A 17,976-nucleotide genomic window follows, 5' to 3' on the forward strand; every position below is an offset into this window, starting at 1 on the left:
TCGGTTCGATACCCGCCGGTCAACTCTTTCGATCGATCCGGCCGATCTCCACTTCCGCCATCCGCATCACATCGAACAGAATAAAGACCGACCACCCGATCAGCAGGAGGCCATTCAGGGCCGCCATCGGACCGAACAGCCGCAGGCCGGGCGGCGGCACCACGTCGCCATAACCGAGTGCCGTATAATTTTCGAATGCAAGTTCGAAGGTGGAGATGCCGTTACCGGGAGCGAAGCCGACAAGGTTGTATAACCCCGTCCACAGGCCGATCTCCGCAAGATGAGCAATGCTCAGCACCGCGACCGTGACCAGCAGAAGCGCGATCAGGCGCGTCACGAAATGAAAGTCGTCGGTGGCGACGGCGGTCCGTCTGGTCCCGACCATGATCAGCGCCGACATCACGGCGTGGATGACGAAATTCACCAGGCTTACGCCCCCGCCCGCCGCCAGCTGCCAGGTCATCTTTGAGAATCCTCCACGGATGCCGTCAGAAATAACTTAAGTCATGGACATTGCCGAGTAGCGAGCGGCGTGCCACATAGGGTGGATTATGACCGTCTGGCTTGAACTGGCCATCGTCGTTGGGCTCATCCTGCTCAACGGCTTTTTTGCAATGGCTGAGCTGGCGATTGTGTCCTCGCGGCGCATTCGGCTCCAGCAGATGGCGGAAGCCGGCGACAAGGGCGCCGGTCGCGCGCTGGCACTGGCCGAGAGCCCGGGGCGTTTCCTGTCGGGCGTCCAGGTCGGCATCACATTGATCGGCATCCTGTCGGGCGCCTATGGCGGCTCGACCCTGGGGGCGCGCCTCGGTTCCGTCCTGAACGAGTATCCGGTCTTTGCCCCGCGCGGCGAGGAAGTCGCCTTCATTCTTGTCGTCATCGCCATCACGGCGTTGTCCGTCGTCGTCGGAGAACTGGTTCCGAAGCGTATCGCCCTGCTGCAGCCGGAACGCATCGCGGCGGTCGTGGCCGGTCCGCTTCAACTCCTCGTTCTGATCGCACGCCCTCTCGTCTGGTTACTCGAAACGTCCACCGCGCTACTGCTCAGGCTTCTTCGCATCCCGGAAACGAAGACCGACTCGGTCACCGAGGAGGAAGTCAGAATTGCGATCGCGGAAGGTACCGAAGCCGGCGTGATCGATGAGGTCGAAGAGAAGATGATTCACGGCGTGCTTGCGCTCGCCGATTCGTCCGTTGCGTCAGTCATGGTGCCGCGGCCGGACGTCTACTGGATCGATCTCGCGGACAAGCAGGAAACCATCGAGCGCGAGATCGCCGATTGTCCCTATTCCCGCATCGTGGTCGCGCGCGACGGCGATCTCGGACGGCCGCTTGGGGTCGTCCAGAAAAAGGACCTTGTCGGCGACCTGATTTCGGGACGGGGGATCCGTGTCGAGGAGCGATTGATCCAGCCTGCATTCGTGCCGGAGACCATGCCGGTTCTGCGGCTGCTGGAGACCTTCAAGATATCACCCGTTCATATCGCCTTCATTGTCGACGAATACGGCGACTTCCTCGGCATAGCGACGCTGAACGACGTGCTGGAAGGTATCGCCGGCGATCTCGGTGACGAGCACGAGCAGCCTTCGGAAAATGTTGTGCGGCGACCCGATGGTTCATGGCTCGTCGACGGGCGCGCCCCGGCATCCGACCTGATCGAGAAGCTGAAGCTTCGGGATTCCGAGGGCGAATTCCACACTGCCGCCGGCTTTGCCCTTGAACGGCTCGCGCACATCCCTGTCGAGTGCGAAACCTTCGAGATCCCGGGATGGCGAGTCGAGATCCTCGATATGGATGGCAAGCGGATCGACAAGCTTCTGTTCACGCCGGTGCCGCAAACCGCTGACGGATAGTCGGAACGGAAGTTCGTCGCATTCGTTATCTCCTGTCGTGCTGCACGGTAGAGGCGATGACGCATAAAAATAAACGCAGACTGCGATCGCAGCTCTGGTTCGATAACCCGGACAATCCGGGGATGACCGCGCTCTATCTGGAGCGCTATCTGAATTTCGGACTTACGCTTCAGGAATTGACGGCCGGCAAGCCGATCATCGGCATCGCGCAGACCGGCAGCGATCTATCGCCATGCAATCGGCACCATCTCAATCTGGCACAACGCGTGCGCGAAGGCATCCGAGATGCCGGCGGCATCGCGTTCGAATTTCCCTGTCATCCGATGCAGGAGACCGGCAAGCGGCCGACAGCCGCGCTCGACCGCAACCTGTCCTATCTCGGTCTCGTCGAGGTTCTGTACGGCTATCCGCTGGATGGGGTGGTTTTGACCACCGGTTGCGACAAGACCACGCCGGCCGGCCTGATGGCCGCCGCGACCGTCAACATCCCGGCGATCGTGCTGTCCGGCGGGCCGATGCTGAACGGCTGGTGGAAAGGCAAACGCTCCGGCTCCGGGACCGTCGTCTGGCAGGCACGCAAGGACCTGGCGGCCGGCAAGATCGAGTACGACGAGTTTCTCGCGATCGTTGCATCGTCGGCACCCTCGATCGGCCATTGCAACACCATGGGCACCGCCTCGACCATGAACGCGCTTGCCGAGGCGCTCGGCATGTCGCTCCCCGGATGCGCCGCGATCCCCGCACCTTATCGCGAACGCGCGCAGATCGCTTACGAGACCGGCCGGCGCGCGGTGGAGATCGTTGAAGAAGACCTGAAACCGTCCGACATCATGACGCGTCAGGCGTTCGAGAATGCCATCGTCGCCTGTTCGGCGATCGGTGGGTCGACCAATGCGCCGATCCACATCAATGCGATCGCGCGCCATGTCGGAATCGAGGTGTCGATGCACGATTGGGAGCGGATCGGCTTCGACGTGCCGCTTCTCGTCGACATGCAGCCGGCCGGCAAGTATCTCGGCGAAGAATATTATCGCGCCGGCGGATTGCCTGCCGTGCTGCATGAGCTGATACAGGCCGGCCGCATCCATGCGGATGCGCAGACAATCAATGGCAGGAGCATCGGCGAAAATGCTCGCGCGGCCAAGGCGCAGGATGCCGACGTGATCCGCCCTTACAAAACTCCTCTGAAAGAGGAGGCAGGGTTTCGCGTGCTGCGCGGCAATCTGTTCGACTCCGCGATCATGAAAACCAGCGTGATCTCGGAGGATTTCCGGACCCGCTACCTCTCGAATCCGGACGATCCGGAGGCGTTCGAAGGGCGCGCCGTGGTGTTCGAGGGACCAGAGGATTATCACGCCCGGATCGACGACCCCGCGCTTGCGATTGACGAACAATCCATTCTGGTCATTCGCGGCGTGGGACCGATCGGCTATCCCGGCTCGGCCGAGGTCGTGAACATGCAACCGCCGGCCGCACTCATCAAATGCGGCATCGAGGCGCTTCCCTGCATCGGCGATGGCCGCCAGTCCGGCACCTCCGGCTCGCCCTCGATCCTGAATGCTTCACCGGAAGCGGCCGCGGGCGGCGGCCTCGCCTTGCTCGCGACCGGCGACCGTTTGCGAATCGATCTTCGCAACGGCACCGCCGACATGCTCGTTCCTGAAGCGGATCTGGCACGGCGCCGGGCTGCACTGGAAGAAGCGGGCGGCTTCCCGGTGCCGAAGAGCCAGACGCCCTGGCAGGACATTTACCGCGGCACGGTCACGCAGATGGCCGATGGGCAGGTGATCCGGGGAGCCGACCGGTATCAGCGCGTCGCGCAAAAAAGCGTTCCTCGCGACAACCATTAGCGGCTTTCAGACTGCGAAAACGCGCCCGATCGTCAGCGTCGCACGCCGTCGATAGTGTTTGACTCGCCCCCCGCCTCCCGTCGATGCTTGCGGCATAAAATAAAACAAAGCCGCGACATGCGGCATCGGGAGGAAAACATGAACCTGCGAAGTCTTGTGGGCTCGTTTGCTGTTGCCGCGCTGGTGACGACGGCGAGCACGGCGTCGGCTCAGGAAACGATCCGGCTGCGGATCGCGTCCGGCCATCCGCCGGTGAACACTTACGTCAACCTGATGCAGAATTTCTTCGTGCCCGAAGTCACCAAGCGCGTGGCGGCAAAGACCAAACATAAAATCGAGTTCGTCGAGGGTTACGGCGGCGCCATGGTGAAGGTGGCCGACACGCTCGAAGGCGTGCAGTCCGGCATCATCGATATCGGTGGCTATTGCTTCTGCTTCGAGCCCTCGAACCTGCCGTTGCATGCCTTTCAGGTGATGCTGCCATTCGGCACCATGGATCCCGTCGCCAGCGTGAAGATCGCACGCGAGGTCTATGACCAGGTGCCGTTCATGTCGAAGGTGTTCGAGGACAAATACCGGCAGAAGCTGATCGCGCTGATTGCCGACAACGGCTACAACCTCGGCACCAACTTCGAGTGGAACAGCGTTGCCGACCTGAAAGGCCAGAAGCTTGCGGGTGCCGGCCTCAATCTGAAGTGGCTGGAATTTGCCGGCGCAACGCCGGTTCAGTCGTCGCTGCCGGAGGCCTACACGGCCATGCAGACCGGCGTCTATAACGGATGGATCATGTTCCCATCCGGCTGGGTGAACTTCAAACTGTTCGAAGTCGGCAAGTTCTACACCGAGATCGGCTTCGGCGCGATCACCTGGCACGGCCTGACCATCAACAAGGCGCGCTTCGACAAGCTGCCGAAGGAGGTCCAGGACATCATCGTCGAGGTCGGCAAGGAATACGAGGCGATGACCGGCACCGTGAATCAGGCGAATTATCCCAAGCAACTCGAAGACCTGAAGGCCAAAGGCACCAACGTCCGCAAGCTGCCGGACAGCGTTCAGGCCGATTGGGCGAAGTCGCTTGCGGCCTGGCCGAAGGAGAAGGCCAAGGAACTTGACGCACAGGGTCTGCCGGCGACGCAGGTGCTGGAAGCCACGCTGGCCGCGGCCGAGAAGAACGGGCACAAATGGCCGGTGCGCTACAGCGTCAAGTGAGGCACCGATCGACGCATACAATGCGCCCTTTCCATCACCCTCAGGCGCTCGCTCGACGTCGTCGGGCGAGCGTCGATGGGCGACGGCCCGGTCAGCCTCTGAATGGCATCCGGGAGGCAAGGCCCAATGCTTGAACAATTCGTCACCCGCCTCGTCCATACGCTGCTCGCGGTTGCCGCCGCAATCATCTTCCTGCTGAGCTTTCTTGTCGTCGCCGACGTGATCGGGCGCGCCGCGTTCAACTCACCGGTCAAGGGGACGCCGGAAATCGTCTCCATGTCGATCGTGATCATCTGCTTTCTGCTCGCGGCCTATGCGATCCAGAGCGGCGGCATGCTGCGTACCGACGTGATCGTCTCGCTGTTCGGACGACGCGGTTATGCGTTCGCCGATTTTGCCTCCGGCTTGCTCGGCGCCGGCTTTTTCCTGCTGATCGTGTGGGGCAGCTTCGAACCGGCCCTGCATGCATGGACCAGCAACGAGTTCGAGGGTGAAGGCGCCTTGCGTGTACCCGTGTGGCCAGCACGCTATGTGGTCATGCTTGGCTCGGCGCTCGTGGTTACGATCTATCTGGGACAGGCCCTGCTCGCTTTCCTCGCCCTGATACGTCCCGACAGCGCTCCGCCGCCGAAACCTTCCGCGCACTGATCGGGACACCAGCGATGTTCGGCCACAGCGAAATGATCCTGGTCATCGTGGTGTTGCTGGCGCTGGTATTTGCCGGCGTCCATATCGCGATCGCGCTTGGCGTCACCGCCGCGATCGGCATCTATCTGATGCTGGGCGACATCGAGGTGGTGCGGACCTTCGTCGCCAACACGGCCTACGAAGCGCTGCGCGATTATGTGTTCGCAGTCATCCCATTGTTCATGCTGATGGGCGATTTCCTCGCCAAATGCGGTGCCGCAACCGATCTTTACACGCTTGCGCACCGGCTCAGCCGCTGGCTGCCCGCAAGGCTTGCAGTCGCCACCATCGTCGCCAATGCGATTTTTGCTTTCGTCACGGGCGTCAGCATCGCCGCCGCAGCCGCCTTCTCCCGCATCGCCTATCCGGAGATGCGCCGCTACGGCTACAATCGTCAATTCGCGCTCGGCTGCATCGCCGGCAGTGCCTGCCTCGGCATGCTGATTCCGCCCTCGGTGCTGATGATCGTCTGGGGGGTGCTGACCGAACTATCGATCGGCAAGCTGTTCCTCGCCGGCGTATTGCCGGGGCTTCTGCTGGCCTTCGGCTTCTGTGCGTATGTCGTGATCGCAGCAATCATGAATCCGGCGTTGGTCGGAGGGTCAGGCAACACGATACGGACGGCTCCGCTCGGCGCTGCGGTTGCCTCTTCTCCCGATGACGAGGACGACCGTCCCCTCGGCGCGCTGCTGTTCAGCACAGCGCTGGTGCTGGCGCTGATCGCGGCGGTGCTCGGCTCGATCTGGCTCGGGCTCTGCACGCCGACCGAGGGTGCCGGCGTCGGCGCGGTCGGCGCGCTGGTGCTGGCTCTGATCAAGGGGATCACCTGGCGCGAAATCTGGCAGGTGGTTCTGAATGTCGGGCGCACGTCCGGACCGCTGCTGCTGCTGCTGTTCTGCGCGCAGCTTTACTCCCGCGTTCTCTCGATGACCGGCTTCACCGAAACCGCCAAGGCATTCCTCCTCGGCACCGGGCTCGGCCCGACCGGAATTCTCGCCGTCATGCTGCTGATCTGGTTCGTGCTCGGCTGCCTGATCGACTCGATCTCGATCATCCTGCTCACCGTGCCGATTTTCGCACCGATTGCTGCCACGCTCGGCATCGATCCGCTCGCCTTCGCCATCATCGGAATCCTGGCGGTCGAGACCGGTCTGCTGACGCCGCCTTTCGGCATTCTGGTCTTTACGGTGAAGGCGGCTGTGCCTGAGCCCAATGTGCCGCTGGCGGAGATTTTCCGCGGCGCCATTCCTTATTGGTTGATACTGCTCGCGGTGATCGTTGCGATCGTCATCTTTCCGCAGATCGCAACCTTTCTGCCGACGCTGTGATCGTTACTGGCTGGCCGGTCGGAGAGCGCCAATCCCCCCAGACCTGCCCCTCAGAACTCGCCTGTTGAGTGATCCGGCAGCGCCGGCTTCTTTCGCAGATGCGAGAAAATCCGAGGCAAGCGAGCGAGATGTCGGGAGGCGCCGGCATGTCAGCGATGCGCCGCACGGATACCTGACGACGGCGATTGTGGTTTAACAACCGCTCCTGCTGACCCACAATGCATATCCATAAGCCTCGAGCCCGGATTTCAGCATGCCATCGATCGCCGAAAAGCGCCGCACCTTTCGACAGCTTCACGACAGCGGATGCTTCGTCATCCCCAATCCGTGGGACATCGGGAGCGCACGCTATCTGCAGCATCTTGGATTCAAGGCGCTGGCGACCACGAGCCTCGGCTACGCGTTCGCAGCAGGCTACGCCGACGGCGCGGTTCCGCGCGACCTCATGCTCCCCCATATCGCCGAGCTTGCCGCGGCCAGCGACGTTCCATTCAATGCTGATTTCGAGGGCGGCTACGCGGACGATCCGGAGGGCGTGGCTGAGAGCGTGACGCTGTGCGTGAAGACCGGCGTCGCCGGGCTGTCGATCGAGGATTCGACCGGCGACAAGGCAAAACCGCTCTATTCGTTCGACCTCGCCCTTGCCCGCATCAAGGCGGCGCGCGCCGCCATCGACAAGACCGGCGAGGACGTGATGCTGACCGCGCGCACCGAAGGCTTCATCCGCGGGCGTCCCGACATGGACGAGACGTTGCGTCGTCTCAGGGCTTTCGCAGAGGCGGGCGCCGATTGTCTCTATGCGCCCGGCATCCGGACCCGCGAGGAGATCGAGACGGTCGTTAAGGCGGTGGCGCCAAAGCCGGTCAACGTTCTGATCGGATGGCCAAGCGACCTGACCGTGAAGCACATCGCAGCACTCGGCGCGCGACGCATCAGTGTGGGTGGGTCGCTTGCGCGGGCCGCGTGGGGCGGCTTCATCCGTGCCGCCCGGCAACTCGCCGACGGTGGCTGTTTCGGCGGCTTTGCGGATGCAGCGCCCGCAGCAGATCTGAACACCCTTTTCCGCGAGGACCGCGCCAAGCGGCCGGCAGCGTGACGGACCTTTTCTTCGCTGGCGCGGCACGGCCTGGGCCGGTCGTACTGACGGGACGATACGGCCGGGTCGAGAAACTCGATCCAGCCCGGCACGGCGCCTCCCTCTGGGAATCCGTCAGCGTGACGCCGGCGATGTGGGACTACATGCCCTATGGCCCGTTCGAAGATGTAAGCGCATTCCAGGCGTGGCTCAGAGAACGCGCGACACTCGATGACCCCTATGTCTATGCCGTCGTTGCACCGGATGGCCGCGCAATCGGCATTGCGGCGCTGATGGCCATACGCCCCGATATGGGAGTGATCGAGGTCGGACACATCGCCTACGCGCCGGCGCTGCAACGCACACCGCTCGGCACCGAGGCGCAGTATCTGCTCGCCCGCTACGCCTTTGATACGCTCGGCTATCGGCGTTATGAGTGGAAATGCAATGCGCTGAATGCTGCGTCGCGCCGCGCCGCAGAACGTTATGGATTCACCTTCGAGGGAATGTTCCGGCAGCACATGATCGTCAAGGGCAAGAACCGCGACACCGCGTGGTTTTCCATCATCGATTCTGAATGGCCTGACCGCCGAGCCGCCTTCGAGCGCTGGCTCGCACCGGCGAATTTCGATGCCGACGGGCGGCAGAAAGCCAGCCTCGCGTCTTTCATGGCGGCGAAAGCCTAGCCATGGCGGGCCGTCTGACGAACAAGATTGCCGTCATCACCGCTGCGGGCCAGGGCATTGGGCGCGCAATCGCCGAAACCTTTGCCGCCGAAGGGGCCCGCGTCATCGCCAGCGATCTCGAAGCCTCCAAACTGGCAGGGCTTTCAACCGAACGATCGCTCGCCCTGGACGTCCGCTCCGATGTGGCAATCGCGGCATTGGCCCGCGACGTCGAGCGGGATTATGGCGGCACCGATATTCTGGTGAATTGTGCGGGCTTCGTGCACCACGGCACCGTCCTCGACTGCAGCGACCCGGATTGGGACTTCTCGTTCGATCTCAATGTCAAATCGATGCATCGAACCATCCGCGCGTTCCTGCCGGCGATGCTCGCGAAAGGCGGCGGCTCGATCGTCAACATCTCCTCGGTGGCATCGTCGATTACGGGATTGCCGAACCGCTACGCCTATGGCGCATCCAAGGCGGCCGTGATCGGACTGACCAAGGCGGTCGCCATCGACTTCATCAAGCAGGGAATCCGCTGCAACGCCATCTGTCCCGGCACGATCGAGTCGCCGTCGCTCGAGGGACGGATCGAATCGCTGGCGGTAAATTCGGGACAATCTTTGGAGGCGGCGCGACAATCTTTCGTGGCCCGTCAACCAATGGGCCGGTTGGGCACGGCTCCGGAAGTCGCGGCGCTGGCACTTTTTCTCGCCTCGGATGAATCGCTCTACATCACCGGGCAATCGCATCTGGTCGACGGCGGGCTCGCGTTGTAAGGTTCGGACTGCCCGGAGAGATCCATGCGTATCTTCCCTCTCGCGATCCTGCTTGCGCTTGCGCCAAGTCTCGCGCTCGCGGCGAACTGCAAGCGTAACGGCAACGCCGTGATCTGCGATGACGGGCGCACCGGCATTTTCGCGGGCGATGCGATCATATGGCCGGACGGCACCCGCTCCTCGAATGCGGCACATCCAAGCCTCCGTATCGGGCACAAGGACTCCGTGCGCGTCGGGCCCGGAGTGTTTGTCGGATCACCATCGGGCCGTGGATCGGTCCCACTGGACGATCCGAATGCGCCGCACAAGCGCGACTGTGCCGTCCTCGACGGTATCAAGTACTGCTGACGGAAATCGAAACCATGCATGTTCTCGTCACCGGCGCGGCCGGCATGATCGGCCGCAAGCTGCTCGAGCGGCTCTCACGCGACGGTGGCCTGAACGGCCAGGCGATCGACACCCTCACCCTCACAGACATTGCGCCGCCGGAAGCGCCGGACGGGCTTGCCGCCAACACCGTTCTTAAGACCGCCGATCTCGCCATGCCGGGCGTGGCCGAAGACCTCGTGCGCGACCGGCCCGATGTGATCTTCCACCTCGCTGCCATTCCATCCGGCGGTTCCGAGACCGATTTCGAGGCCGGCTATCGCGCCAATCTCGACGGCACCCGCAATTTGCTGGAGGCGATGCGCAAGACCGGCGACGCCTACAAGCCGAAGGTGATCTACACATCCTCCATCGCCGTCTATGGCGCGCCGTTTCCGCCCTCGATCCCGGACGATTTCGTTCTCACACCACTGACCAGCTACGGCGCCCACAAGGTGATCTGCGAAACGCTGCTGGCCGATTACAACCGCCGCGGCTTCCTTGACGGCGTCGGCGTCCGGCTGTGCGGCATCACCGTGCGGCCGGGCAAGCCGAACCTCGCGGCATCGGGCTTCTATTCAGGCATTATCCGCGAACCGCTTGCAGGCCTCGAGGCAACGCTGCCGGTGACGGAGGACGTCACCAACACGCATGCCTCGCCGCGTGCGGCGGCAGGGTTTCTTGTGCATGCGGCAACGCTTAAACCGGAGCAACTCGGTCACCGCATCAACATGACGATGCCGGGCGTCTGCTGTACGGTCGGCGAGCAACTGGCAGCGCTGCGGCGGGTCGCCGGCGACCGGGTCGCCGACCGCGTCAAGCCGAAGGCTGATCCCTTCATCATGAAGATCGTCGAAGGTTGGCCCAGCCGGTTCGATTGCACCCGCGCCCGCGAGCTCGGATTTACCGCCGAATCCTCGTTCGACGAGATCATCCGCGTACATATCGAGGACGATCTGGGCGGCGATTTCGTGCGGTGACGGCGGTTTCCGGCCCCGAGTCTCGGGAAGGGCAGCCATCCGGATGTAAACTTGCATCGCCGTTCCGATCGCATACATTGCGAGAAAATCCCCTCCTCCGAGGACCTGCATGAATTATGTCGATGCCGCCCTTGCGCCGATGCGCAAGACCGGACAGATCAAATTGCACAAGGCGGAAGCATTCGCCGGCATGCGCAAGGCTGGCCGCCTGGTTGCCGAATGCCTCGATATGCTGGTTCCCGAGGTGCTTCCCGGCGTACCGACCGAACGGATCGACCGGCTGGTGCACGACTTTGCGATGGACCATGGCGCGCTGCCCGCGACGCTGATGTATCGCGGCTATCGCAAGTCCACCTGCACCTCGATCAACCACGTCGTCTGCCACGGCATTCCCAGCGACAAGCCGATGAAGGAAGGCGACATCGTCAATATCGACGTGACGCTGATTCTCGACGGCTGGCACGGCGATTCGAGCCGGATGTATGCGGTCGGCGAGATCCCGCGCCGGGCCGAGCGGTTGATCGACGTGACGTTCGACTCGATGATGCGTGGCATCGCCGCGATCAAGCCGGGCGGCACCACCGGCGATATCGGAGCCGCTATCCAGTCTTTCGTCGAGGCGCAGCACATGAGCGTGGTGCGCGATTTCTGCGGCCACGGGCTCGGTCGCCTGTTCCATGACGAGCCGAATATCGTGCATGTCGGGCGCGCCGGAGAAGGCACCGTGCTGCGGCCCGGCATGTTCTTCACCGTCGAGCCGATGATCAATCTGGGCCGTCCGCACGTGAAGGTGCTGTCGGATGGCTGGACCGCGGTCACGCGCGATCGCTCTCTCTCCGCCCAGTTCGAACATACCGTGGGCGTGACCGCAGACGGCGCGGAGATTTTCACGCTGTCGCCGAAAGGGCTCGACAAGCCGCCCTATGCCGTAAAGGGGTGATCCGGCCGATGCCGCGATCTTGCCCGCGGCGAAACCATCAGTTCACCGCGCGGTAAAGCCGCTCATCGTAGAGACTGCCGCTTTTCGGCAGCAATTGCTGACGAAACTCTTTCGTCGACGTTGCGGCGGTGTGGCGCTTCCAGGCTTCGAGGTTGTTCCACACCGCAACCAGCGTCATGTGGTTTGGGCGGCTGGCCTGCGTGAAGACATCGAAGCGGGCGTTGCCATCGCTGCGGCGCCCTTCGAAGGCAAAATCCTTCAGCATCTCTTCGCCCTGCGGACGGAACGTCGGCACGAAATCGACGTGAGTGACCGCGTAGATCGTTCCGCCTGGATTGTTCTGGCCGGTCGAAAGCTCCCGATGCGGCCGCTCGTCATAGGGTGCGGTCTCGATCGCCTGCAGGGCCTGGAGCGTGGCCTTCACATGCGGCTGATCGGCATGGGCCTCTCTGGCCTTGTTGTCTTGCCAATGCTCAATCAGTGCAAAATGATTGGGCTGGCCGTTGCGCTGAAGCACGATCATCGACTGGAAGCCGTTGTCCTTCGCGCTGGCCGTCTTGAGCGCCTTCAGCGCCGCAAGCGCTTTTGGTTCGCTGCCCGGCGCAACCTCGATATAGGTGATCACCCAATTGCCCAATGCCGGCTGCGAGCCCGGCGGCAGGCCCCCCTGCGGTGCCGGCGTCTGGGCCTGCGCGGCGCCGATGCCTGCCAGCAGCAACGCAAAAACGATCCCGCGTATCATCATGGTCAATCCTCCCGGCAGCCGATTGGCGGCGTCAGCCGGCTCCCGTTTCGATCGAAGCCTAGACAATTTTCCGCCCTGATGAAACGTGGTCGGCGACGCCCCATCGCGACATCCCCCGATCATTTCCGCATTGCAAATGATCGCAATCCCGTCATGCTTGGGACGCGAGGACATATGCGGCGAGTGCAAAAACCCAGCGGCGACGGCGAGCCTGCCACCGGTCTTGAGGACGCTACGCCGCATTATCACGGGCATCGTGAACGATTGCGCGGGCGCTTCCGCGAGGCCGGCCCCGATGCGCTCGCCGATTATGAACTTCTGGAACTGATCCTGTTTCGCGCCATCCCGCAGCGCGACGTGAAGCCGCTGGCCAAGAAGCTGATCGAGACATTCGGCTCGTTTGCCGAAGTCATCGGTGCGCCCGAGACGCGGCTGAAAGAGGTGAAGGGGCTTGGCGAGGCCGCCATCACCGAGTTAAAGATCGTGCACGCATCGGCCAGCCGGCTGGCGCGCGGCCAGGTGAAGGCCCGCACCGTGCTGTCGTCATGGTCCTCCGTGCTGGATTATTGCCGTACCGCGATGGCCTTCGCCGACAAGGAGCAATTCCGCATCCTGTTCCTCGACAAGCGCAACCAATTGATCGCCGATGAAGTGCAGCAGACCGGGACGGTCGATCACACACCGGTCTATCCGCGCGAGGTGGTGAAGCGCGCGCTCGAATTGTCGGCGACCGCGATCATCCTGGTGCACAATCATCCCAGCGGCGACCCGACGCCGTCGCGCGCGGACATCCAGATGACGCAGTCGATCGTGGAGGTGGCGAAGCCGCTCGGCATTTCGGTGCATGACCACATTATCGTCGGCAAGGACGGCCATGCGAGTCTGAAGGGGCTGCGGTTGATTTAGTCGAGGCGTAGCGTGATCACTGGTTCCGCAACGCGCTGCAGGGACCTAACCTCGATTGGACGGCGGCCGCTATTTCTTCTGCAGCACGATCTGGTCGCCGCCTTCCGGCACCCGCCACCATTTGCCCGGCTCGCGCTCCTCGAACCGCCACGCCTGACCGTTCGGAGACACCAGCACAAGCTCGCCCTTGTCGAGCCGCCACACATTCGGATTCAGCCGCGACATCGCCGGATCGCAAGGCTGCCGGACCTGCAGGCGATACTCGTCAAAGCCCTTGGTCGCTGTGGTGGTGAAGTTCAGCGAGCAGACCGGCTTGTCGGCTCTCACCATCGACCATTCGCCCGCGATCTGGTCGACCGAGCGCTTCGGTGTGAACACCGCCGCCGAAGCCGCAGTTTGCAGGAAGTAGAGCCCCTCTTCTTTCCGCTCGCCCTCGAACATGCCGATCTCCACCTCGGAGAATTCGAACACCACGCGCCCGCGTGCATCGATCAGCTTCAGCGTATGGTTGGCGAGGCTCCAGCCCTCCACATCCTTCAGCGCCGGAATGGCATCACGGCAGGTGGAATCAAATTCGACCTGCGAACCGTTGCGTGCCGGCTCCGGCTTGAAGGTGAGGTTGCAGACGCGATCGCGTTCGGAATTGGACAATTCCCATACGCCGGTCATCCCCTTGCCGGTATCGCCGGCCTGCGACGCGGGGGGCTCGGATTGCGGCGCCTGCGGGCTGGGCGCCTGCGCGAGAGCATGGCCCGCCGCAGCAACCAGGAACAGACTAAGGAGAACCCGACGCATCGCCGCCCTCGCTACCGATCGCGAAACGCGTTTTAGCACAGCGCTTGCGGCGAAATCACGCCGGCTTGCGCGGCGGATAAGGCGTTTCCGGAACCGGGGTTAGCGGACCCTTGCCCGAGAACCACGATTTCAGGTTGTCGACCACCAGCTGGTCCATCGCCTTTCGGGTCGCGACCGAGGCCGAGCCGAGATGCGGAAACAGCACGATATGCTCCATCTCGATCAGTTCCTGCGGCACCTGCGGCTCGTTGACGAACACATCAAGGCCCGCCGACATGATGGTGCGATCCTTGAGTGCCTTGATCAGCGCCTGCTCGTCCACCACCGAACCGCGCGCCATGTTGATCAGCACACCGTCCGGCCCAAGCGCCTCGAGCACCTCGGCGTCGATCAGGTTCCTGGTCGCCGCGCCACCGGGCACGATCACCATCAGCGTGTCGACGTCGCGCGCCATGTCGACCAGCTTCGGATAATATTTGTACGACACGCCCGGCTGCGGATTGCGCGAGTGATAGACCACCGGCACACCGAACGCTTCGAGGCGCCGCCCGATTGCACGGCCGATCCGCCCCATGCCGACCACGCCCACGGTCCGACCGCGCAGCGTGGGTGACAGCGGATATCCGCTCTTGAGCCATTTCCCGGCGCGGAGATAACGATCGGCCTGCGGGAATTCGCGAAGCGTGCAGAGCAGGAGGCCGAGCGCGGTGTCGGCCACTTCCTCGTTGAGGACGTCCGGCGTGTTGGTGACGACGAGGCCGTGCTCTCCCGCCCATTTCGCGTCGACATGGTCATAGCCGACGCCGAAGCTCGACACGATTTCGAGCTTCGGAAAGCGCGACATGAAGGCGCCGTCGATCTTGTTCGCGGTATAGGCGATCGCGATACCGCGGATGCGCGGGGCGACCTCCTTGACGAAGGCATCCTGATCCTTGGCTTCGGCCAGTTTGTGGACGGTCGCGAACGGTTCGACACCGCCGACTATGACCGGCTTGGCCTGTCCGATCAGCAAAATCTCGGGCTTTTCGGCGGCCATGTGATTCTCCATTCGCATTGATCTCGGTCAAAATATTGCGGCCGGTTTCGGCCGCATTTCATCTATACTAGTGTGCGCCCGTCCGCAAAATCGACGGTCTCTATCGGCCCTCCAGATCTTTCGGCTCCATGAAAATCCATACCGTCCAGGCGATCCGCAAGATCGTCCTCTATGTCGTGGTCGCGCTCGGCGCATTTGTGTTCGCTGTCACCACGTCGATTTACCCAAGCGGCGAAACCACCCATGAGATGGTCGAGTGGTTCGGCATTGTGCTGATCGTGAGTTGCATCCTCGGCCGGACCTGGTCCTCGCTTTACATCGGCGGGCGCAAGATCGAAGAATTTGTGCGAACCGGACCGTATTCGGTCATGCGCAATCCGCTCTATTTCTTCTCTTTCCTCGGTGCCGCCGGGGTCGGCATGCAGGTCGGCAGTGTAATCCTCGGCCTGATCTGCGCGACACTGGCCTGGTTGGTGTTCTATGTGGTGGTGCTGCAGGAAGAACAGGTGCTCGCCGATCGTTACGGCGACGCGTACCGGGACTACCTTCAGCGCGTGCCGCGGTTCTTTCCCAATCCGTCGTTATGGCATGACGAGCCAACGCTGACGATCCGGCCGCCCCGCGTGCTGATGACGTTTGCCGACGCCCTGGTGTTTCTGCTTGCGGTGCCGCTCGCAGAGCTTTTTGAGCATCTGCAGGATACCGGCGTCATTCCCGTGCTGCTGCGCCTGCCGTAATCGATAGCGCTTCGAGCAAAGTGGCGACCGGTCCGCGTGCAGAAAACGCGTCACCGCGAAGACGTCAATTCCGCACGACAATCGTCGCCGCTGCGCCGACCATCGCAAGCCCGGCCGTTCGGTTGACGGTCTGCAACGCACGCGGTGACGTGAACAGGCGGCGCGCATAGGCCGCGAGCAGCACGTAACCGGTGAGCACGATGCTGACCACCACCGCAACGATCGCGGCAAGCTCGGCCATGTCGGTGAGGGTGAGCCGCGTGAGGTCGATCACCGTCGGCATGAGCGCCAGATAGAACAGCATGATCTTCGGATTGCCGAGCGACAGCAGCAGCGCCGCGCCGAACAATTGCCGCCCCTGGCCGCGCACCGGCTCGGCCTGAACCGGCGCACCGGAATCCCGCCACAGCTTCCATGCGAGGAACAGGAGATAAGCAGCACCGGCATATTTCACGATCAGGAAGACCGGCTGAAACAGCGCCGCAAGAGCCGCAAGCCCGAACATCGCGCAGGACAGCCAGATCAGGTCGCCCAGCACCAGCCCGGCACAGAACGCGAGAATGCCGTCGGTGCCGCGCGCCATGATACGTGCTACCAAAGCCGCGATTGCGGGCCCCGGCGAGATCACCGCGACCAGCAGCACCATGGCGAAGGTGAGGAAAGCGATCTGTTCCACGGCATCGCACCAGCAGACAATTAAACCAGCATCGTAACAGGCTGCTCCAGATAGCCCTTGAGCGCGGCCAGCAATTGCGCACCCAGCGCGCCATCGACGACACGATGATCGCAGGACAGTGTCACCGTCATCTGGCTTTCGAAGCGCACACCGCCGTCGTCCGTCTCGACCGGACGCCGCTGCGCCGCGCCAACGGCAAGGATCGTCGATTGCGGCGGGTTGATGATCGCGGAGAAATCGCGCACGCCATACATGCCGAGATTGGAGATCGCGCTGACGCCGCCCTGGTATTCGTCCGGCTTCAGCTTCTTGTCCCGGGCGCGTTCGGCGAGCGCGCGCATTTCATTCGAGATTACGCTCAGCGACTTCGTATCGGCGGCGCGGATCACCGGCGTCATCAGGCCGCCTTCGAGCGCGACGGCGACGCCAATATCGGCGCGCTGGAAACGCAGGATGCGGTCCTGCGCCCAGATCGCATTCGCGGCCGGCACACGCTTCAGCGCAAGCGCAAGCGCCTTGATGACAAAATCGTTGACCGACAGCTTATAGCCGCTGTGGCCTTCCGGCGCTCCGGCGTTGGCTTCGCTGCGCACCTTCAGAAGCGCATCGAGCGTGACATCGGCGGTCAGATAGAAATGCGGGATCGTCTGCTTGGCTTGCGTCAATCGCGCGGCAATCGTCGAGCGCATGCCGTCAAGCGGCACCTCCTCGAACGGCACATCGCGATAAAGCGCCAGAATGTCCGACGCGGACGGACCAGCGGCGGCAGTCGCAGCCTGTCCCGCCAATCGCGACATACGGGATTCGACGTCGCGCGCAACAATTCGACCATGCGGGCCCGAGCCGGTGATCCGTGTCAGATCGATGCCGTTCTCGCCGGCGAGCCTCCGCGCCAACGGTGTAACGCTGACGCCTCCAATCCGCGCCGGACCGAAATTGCGTTCGGGGGTGCGGACTTCGCGGAACAGCTCCATCTTGACGGGTGCGGAGTGGCGAGGGGCCCGCTCATAGGCCTGGCTTATCGCCAGCGCTGGAATAGGCGTTTGAGAGACGGGCGCCGGATCCAGCTTCTGAACTTGCGGCGCGGACGGCTGCGCGACCTCGCCCTCACCGAGGATCACCGCGACCACAGCGCCGACCTTGGCCACATCGCCGACCTGAAAATTGATGTTCGACAGCGTGCCGCCAAAGGTCGCCGGCACTTCCATCGAGGTCTTGTCGGTCTCGATCTCGAACAGGTTGTCGCCCGGCGCGATGGTGTCGCCCGCCTGCTTAAACCACTTGACGATCTTGCCCTCGGCGACCGTTTCGCCGAGCTGCGGCATCAGCACGTCCATTTTCGCTCG

19 protein-coding genes are annotated in these 17,976 nt (G+C 63.0%); 13 read left to right on the plus strand and 6 right to left on the minus strand.

Annotated features, from left to right (window positions below; genetic code table 11):
* Positions 1–19 precede the first annotated feature (19 nt).
* On the minus strand, positions 20–463 hold the full coding sequence (locus AC5I5I_RS02740) for an ion channel (protein WP_495969592.1): 444 nt from the start codon (positions 461–463) through the stop codon (positions 20–22).
* A gap of 88 nt (positions 464–551) precedes the next feature.
* On the opposite strand from AC5I5I_RS02740, the gene AC5I5I_RS02745 reads away from it, so the two are divergent.
* From AC5I5I_RS02745 to map, 11 genes are all read left to right on the plus strand, one after another.
* The gene (locus AC5I5I_RS02745; protein WP_495969594.1) at positions 552–1,853 is read left to right on the plus strand and encodes a hemolysin family protein; all 1,302 of its coding nucleotides are present in this window, start codon (positions 552–554) and stop codon (positions 1,851–1,853) included.
* Positions 1,854–1,909: 56 nt separating this feature from the next.
* Entirely contained in the window at positions 1,910–3,703 is a 1,794-nt protein-coding gene (locus tag AC5I5I_RS02750; RefSeq protein ID WP_495969596.1) for an IlvD/Edd family dehydratase, read from the plus strand.
* A 138-nt stretch (positions 3,704–3,841) separates the two neighbouring features.
* A complete protein-coding gene (locus AC5I5I_RS02755) occupies positions 3,842–4,912 on the plus strand; it encodes a C4-dicarboxylate TRAP transporter substrate-binding protein (RefSeq protein ID WP_495969598.1) in 1,071 nt (356 codons plus the stop codon).
* A gap of 126 nt (positions 4,913–5,038) precedes the next feature.
* Positions 5,039–5,560 carry a TRAP transporter small permease subunit gene (locus AC5I5I_RS02760; RefSeq protein WP_495969600.1) on the plus strand — a complete coding sequence of 174 codons (522 nt, stop codon included), beginning with the start codon at positions 5,039–5,041 and terminating at the stop codon, positions 5,558–5,560.
* A 14-nt stretch (positions 5,561–5,574) separates the two neighbouring features.
* On the plus strand, positions 5,575–6,927 hold the full coding sequence (locus AC5I5I_RS02765; protein WP_495969602.1) for a TRAP transporter large permease: 1,353 nt from the start codon (positions 5,575–5,577) through the stop codon (positions 6,925–6,927).
* A gap of 253 nt (positions 6,928–7,180) precedes the next feature.
* Positions 7,181–8,023 carry an isocitrate lyase/PEP mutase family protein gene (locus AC5I5I_RS02770; RefSeq protein ID WP_495969604.1) on the plus strand — a complete coding sequence of 281 codons (843 nt, stop codon included), beginning with the start codon at positions 7,181–7,183 and terminating at the stop codon, positions 8,021–8,023.
* On the plus strand, positions 8,020–8,688 hold the full coding sequence (locus AC5I5I_RS02775; RefSeq protein WP_495969606.1) for a GNAT family N-acetyltransferase: 669 nt from the start codon (positions 8,020–8,022) through the stop codon (positions 8,686–8,688). The genes AC5I5I_RS02770 and AC5I5I_RS02775 overlap by 4 nt, the downstream gene beginning before the upstream one ends.
* A gap of 2 nt (positions 8,689–8,690) precedes the next feature.
* On the plus strand, positions 8,691–9,449 hold the full coding sequence (locus AC5I5I_RS02780; RefSeq protein WP_495969608.1) for an SDR family oxidoreductase: 759 nt from the start codon (positions 8,691–8,693) through the stop codon (positions 9,447–9,449).
* Between the two features lie 24 nt (positions 9,450–9,473).
* Positions 9,474–9,797, plus strand: a complete 324-nt coding sequence (locus AC5I5I_RS02785; RefSeq protein ID WP_495969610.1) for a hypothetical protein — start codon at positions 9,474–9,476, stop codon at positions 9,795–9,797.
* Positions 9,798–9,811: 14 nt separating this feature from the next.
* Positions 9,812–10,795: a D-erythronate dehydrogenase gene (gene denD, locus AC5I5I_RS02790; protein WP_495969612.1), complete on the plus strand. Its 984-nt coding sequence runs from the start codon at positions 9,812–9,814 to the stop codon at positions 10,793–10,795.
* A 109-nt stretch (positions 10,796–10,904) separates the two neighbouring features.
* Complete coding sequence (map, locus tag AC5I5I_RS02795) at positions 10,905–11,735, plus strand: type I methionyl aminopeptidase (RefSeq protein ID WP_495969614.1); 831 nt, start codon at positions 10,905–10,907, stop codon at positions 11,733–11,735.
* A gap of 37 nt (positions 11,736–11,772) precedes the next feature.
* Here map and AC5I5I_RS02800 read toward each other — a convergent pair whose 3' ends face one another.
* Positions 11,773–12,480, minus strand: a complete 708-nt coding sequence (locus AC5I5I_RS02800; RefSeq protein WP_495969616.1) for a putative quinol monooxygenase — start codon at positions 12,478–12,480, stop codon at positions 11,773–11,775.
* Between the two features lie 174 nt (positions 12,481–12,654).
* Here AC5I5I_RS02800 and radC point away from each other — a divergent pair, with 174 nt between their 5' ends.
* Positions 12,655–13,386: a RadC family protein gene (gene radC / locus AC5I5I_RS02805; protein WP_495969618.1), complete on the plus strand. Its 732-nt coding sequence runs from the start codon at positions 12,655–12,657 to the stop codon at positions 13,384–13,386.
* Positions 13,387–13,455: 69 nt separating this feature from the next.
* Here radC and AC5I5I_RS02810 read toward each other — a convergent pair whose 3' ends face one another.
* Positions 13,456–14,181, minus strand: coding sequence for an AprI/Inh family metalloprotease inhibitor (locus AC5I5I_RS02810; protein WP_495969620.1), 726 nt, complete (start codon positions 14,179–14,181; stop codon positions 13,456–13,458).
* Positions 14,182–14,236: 55 nt separating this feature from the next.
* Positions 14,237–15,217: a 2-hydroxyacid dehydrogenase gene (locus tag AC5I5I_RS02815; RefSeq protein ID WP_495969622.1), complete on the minus strand. Its 981-nt coding sequence runs from the start codon at positions 15,215–15,217 to the stop codon at positions 14,237–14,239.
* A gap of 128 nt (positions 15,218–15,345) precedes the next feature.
* On the opposite strand from AC5I5I_RS02815, the gene AC5I5I_RS02820 reads away from it, so the two are divergent.
* Positions 15,346–15,954 carry a methyltransferase family protein gene (locus AC5I5I_RS02820; RefSeq protein ID WP_495969624.1) on the plus strand — a complete coding sequence of 203 codons (609 nt, stop codon included), beginning with the start codon at positions 15,346–15,348 and terminating at the stop codon, positions 15,952–15,954.
* Between the two features lie 64 nt (positions 15,955–16,018).
* On the opposite strand, the gene AC5I5I_RS02825 is transcribed toward AC5I5I_RS02820, so the two are convergent.
* On the minus strand, positions 16,019–16,630 hold the full coding sequence (locus AC5I5I_RS02825) for a LysE family translocator (RefSeq protein WP_495969626.1): 612 nt from the start codon (positions 16,628–16,630) through the stop codon (positions 16,019–16,021).
* Positions 16,631–16,650: 20 nt separating this feature from the next.
* Positions 16,651–17,967 (minus strand): pyruvate dehydrogenase complex dihydrolipoamide acetyltransferase, encoded by a 1,317-nt coding sequence (locus AC5I5I_RS02830; protein ID WP_495969628.1) that lies wholly within the window; start codon positions 17,965–17,967, stop codon positions 16,651–16,653.
* Between the last annotated feature and the right edge of the window lie 9 nt (positions 17,968–17,976).

The organism is Pseudorhodoplanes sp., from assembly GCF_059499825.1.

Bases quoted from the DNA above. Each gene is read 5' to 3' on its own strand.
- AC5I5I_RS02780 (WP_495969608.1), top strand. From the start codon at position 8,691: ATGGCGGGCCGTCTGACGAACAAGATTGCCGTCATCACCGCTGCGGGC.
- AC5I5I_RS02820 (WP_495969624.1), top strand. From the start codon at position 15,346: ATGAAAATCCATACCGTCCAGGCGATCCGCAAGATCGTCCTCTATGTC.
- AC5I5I_RS02745 (WP_495969594.1), top strand. From the start codon at position 552: ATGACCGTCTGGCTTGAACTGGCCATCGTCGTTGGGCTCATCCTGCTC.
- AC5I5I_RS02755 (WP_495969598.1), top strand. From the start codon at position 3,842: ATGAACCTGCGAAGTCTTGTGGGCTCGTTTGCTGTTGCCGCGCTGGTG.
- AC5I5I_RS02770 (WP_495969604.1), top strand. From the start codon at position 7,181: ATGCCATCGATCGCCGAAAAGCGCCGCACCTTTCGACAGCTTCACGAC.
- AC5I5I_RS02740 (WP_495969592.1), bottom strand. From the start codon at position 463: ATGACCTGGCAGCTGGCGGCGGGCGGGGGCGTAAGCCTGGTGAATTTC.
- AC5I5I_RS02760 (WP_495969600.1), top strand. From the start codon at position 5,039: ATGCTTGAACAATTCGTCACCCGCCTCGTCCATACGCTGCTCGCGGTT.
- AC5I5I_RS02785 (WP_495969610.1), top strand. From the start codon at position 9,474: ATGCGTATCTTCCCTCTCGCGATCCTGCTTGCGCTTGCGCCAAGTCTC.
- AC5I5I_RS02765 (WP_495969602.1), top strand. From the start codon at position 5,575: ATGTTCGGCCACAGCGAAATGATCCTGGTCATCGTGGTGTTGCTGGCG.
- AC5I5I_RS02815 (WP_495969622.1), bottom strand. From the start codon at position 15,217: ATGGCCGCCGAAAAGCCCGAGATTTTGCTGATCGGACAGGCCAAGCCG.
- radC (WP_495969618.1), top strand. From the start codon at position 12,655: ATGCGGCGAGTGCAAAAACCCAGCGGCGACGGCGAGCCTGCCACCGGT.
- AC5I5I_RS02830 (WP_495969628.1), bottom strand. From the start codon at position 17,967: ATGGACGTGCTGATGCCGCAGCTCGGCGAAACGGTCGCCGAGGGCAAG.
- AC5I5I_RS02810 (WP_495969620.1), bottom strand. From the start codon at position 14,181: ATGCGTCGGGTTCTCCTTAGTCTGTTCCTGGTTGCTGCGGCGGGCCAT.
- map (WP_495969614.1), top strand. From the start codon at position 10,905: ATGAATTATGTCGATGCCGCCCTTGCGCCGATGCGCAAGACCGGACAG.
- denD (WP_495969612.1), top strand. From the start codon at position 9,812: ATGCATGTTCTCGTCACCGGCGCGGCCGGCATGATCGGCCGCAAGCTG.
- AC5I5I_RS02800 (WP_495969616.1), bottom strand. From the start codon at position 12,480: ATGATGATACGCGGGATCGTTTTTGCGTTGCTGCTGGCAGGCATCGGC.
- AC5I5I_RS02750 (WP_495969596.1), top strand. From the start codon at position 1,910: ATGACGCATAAAAATAAACGCAGACTGCGATCGCAGCTCTGGTTCGAT.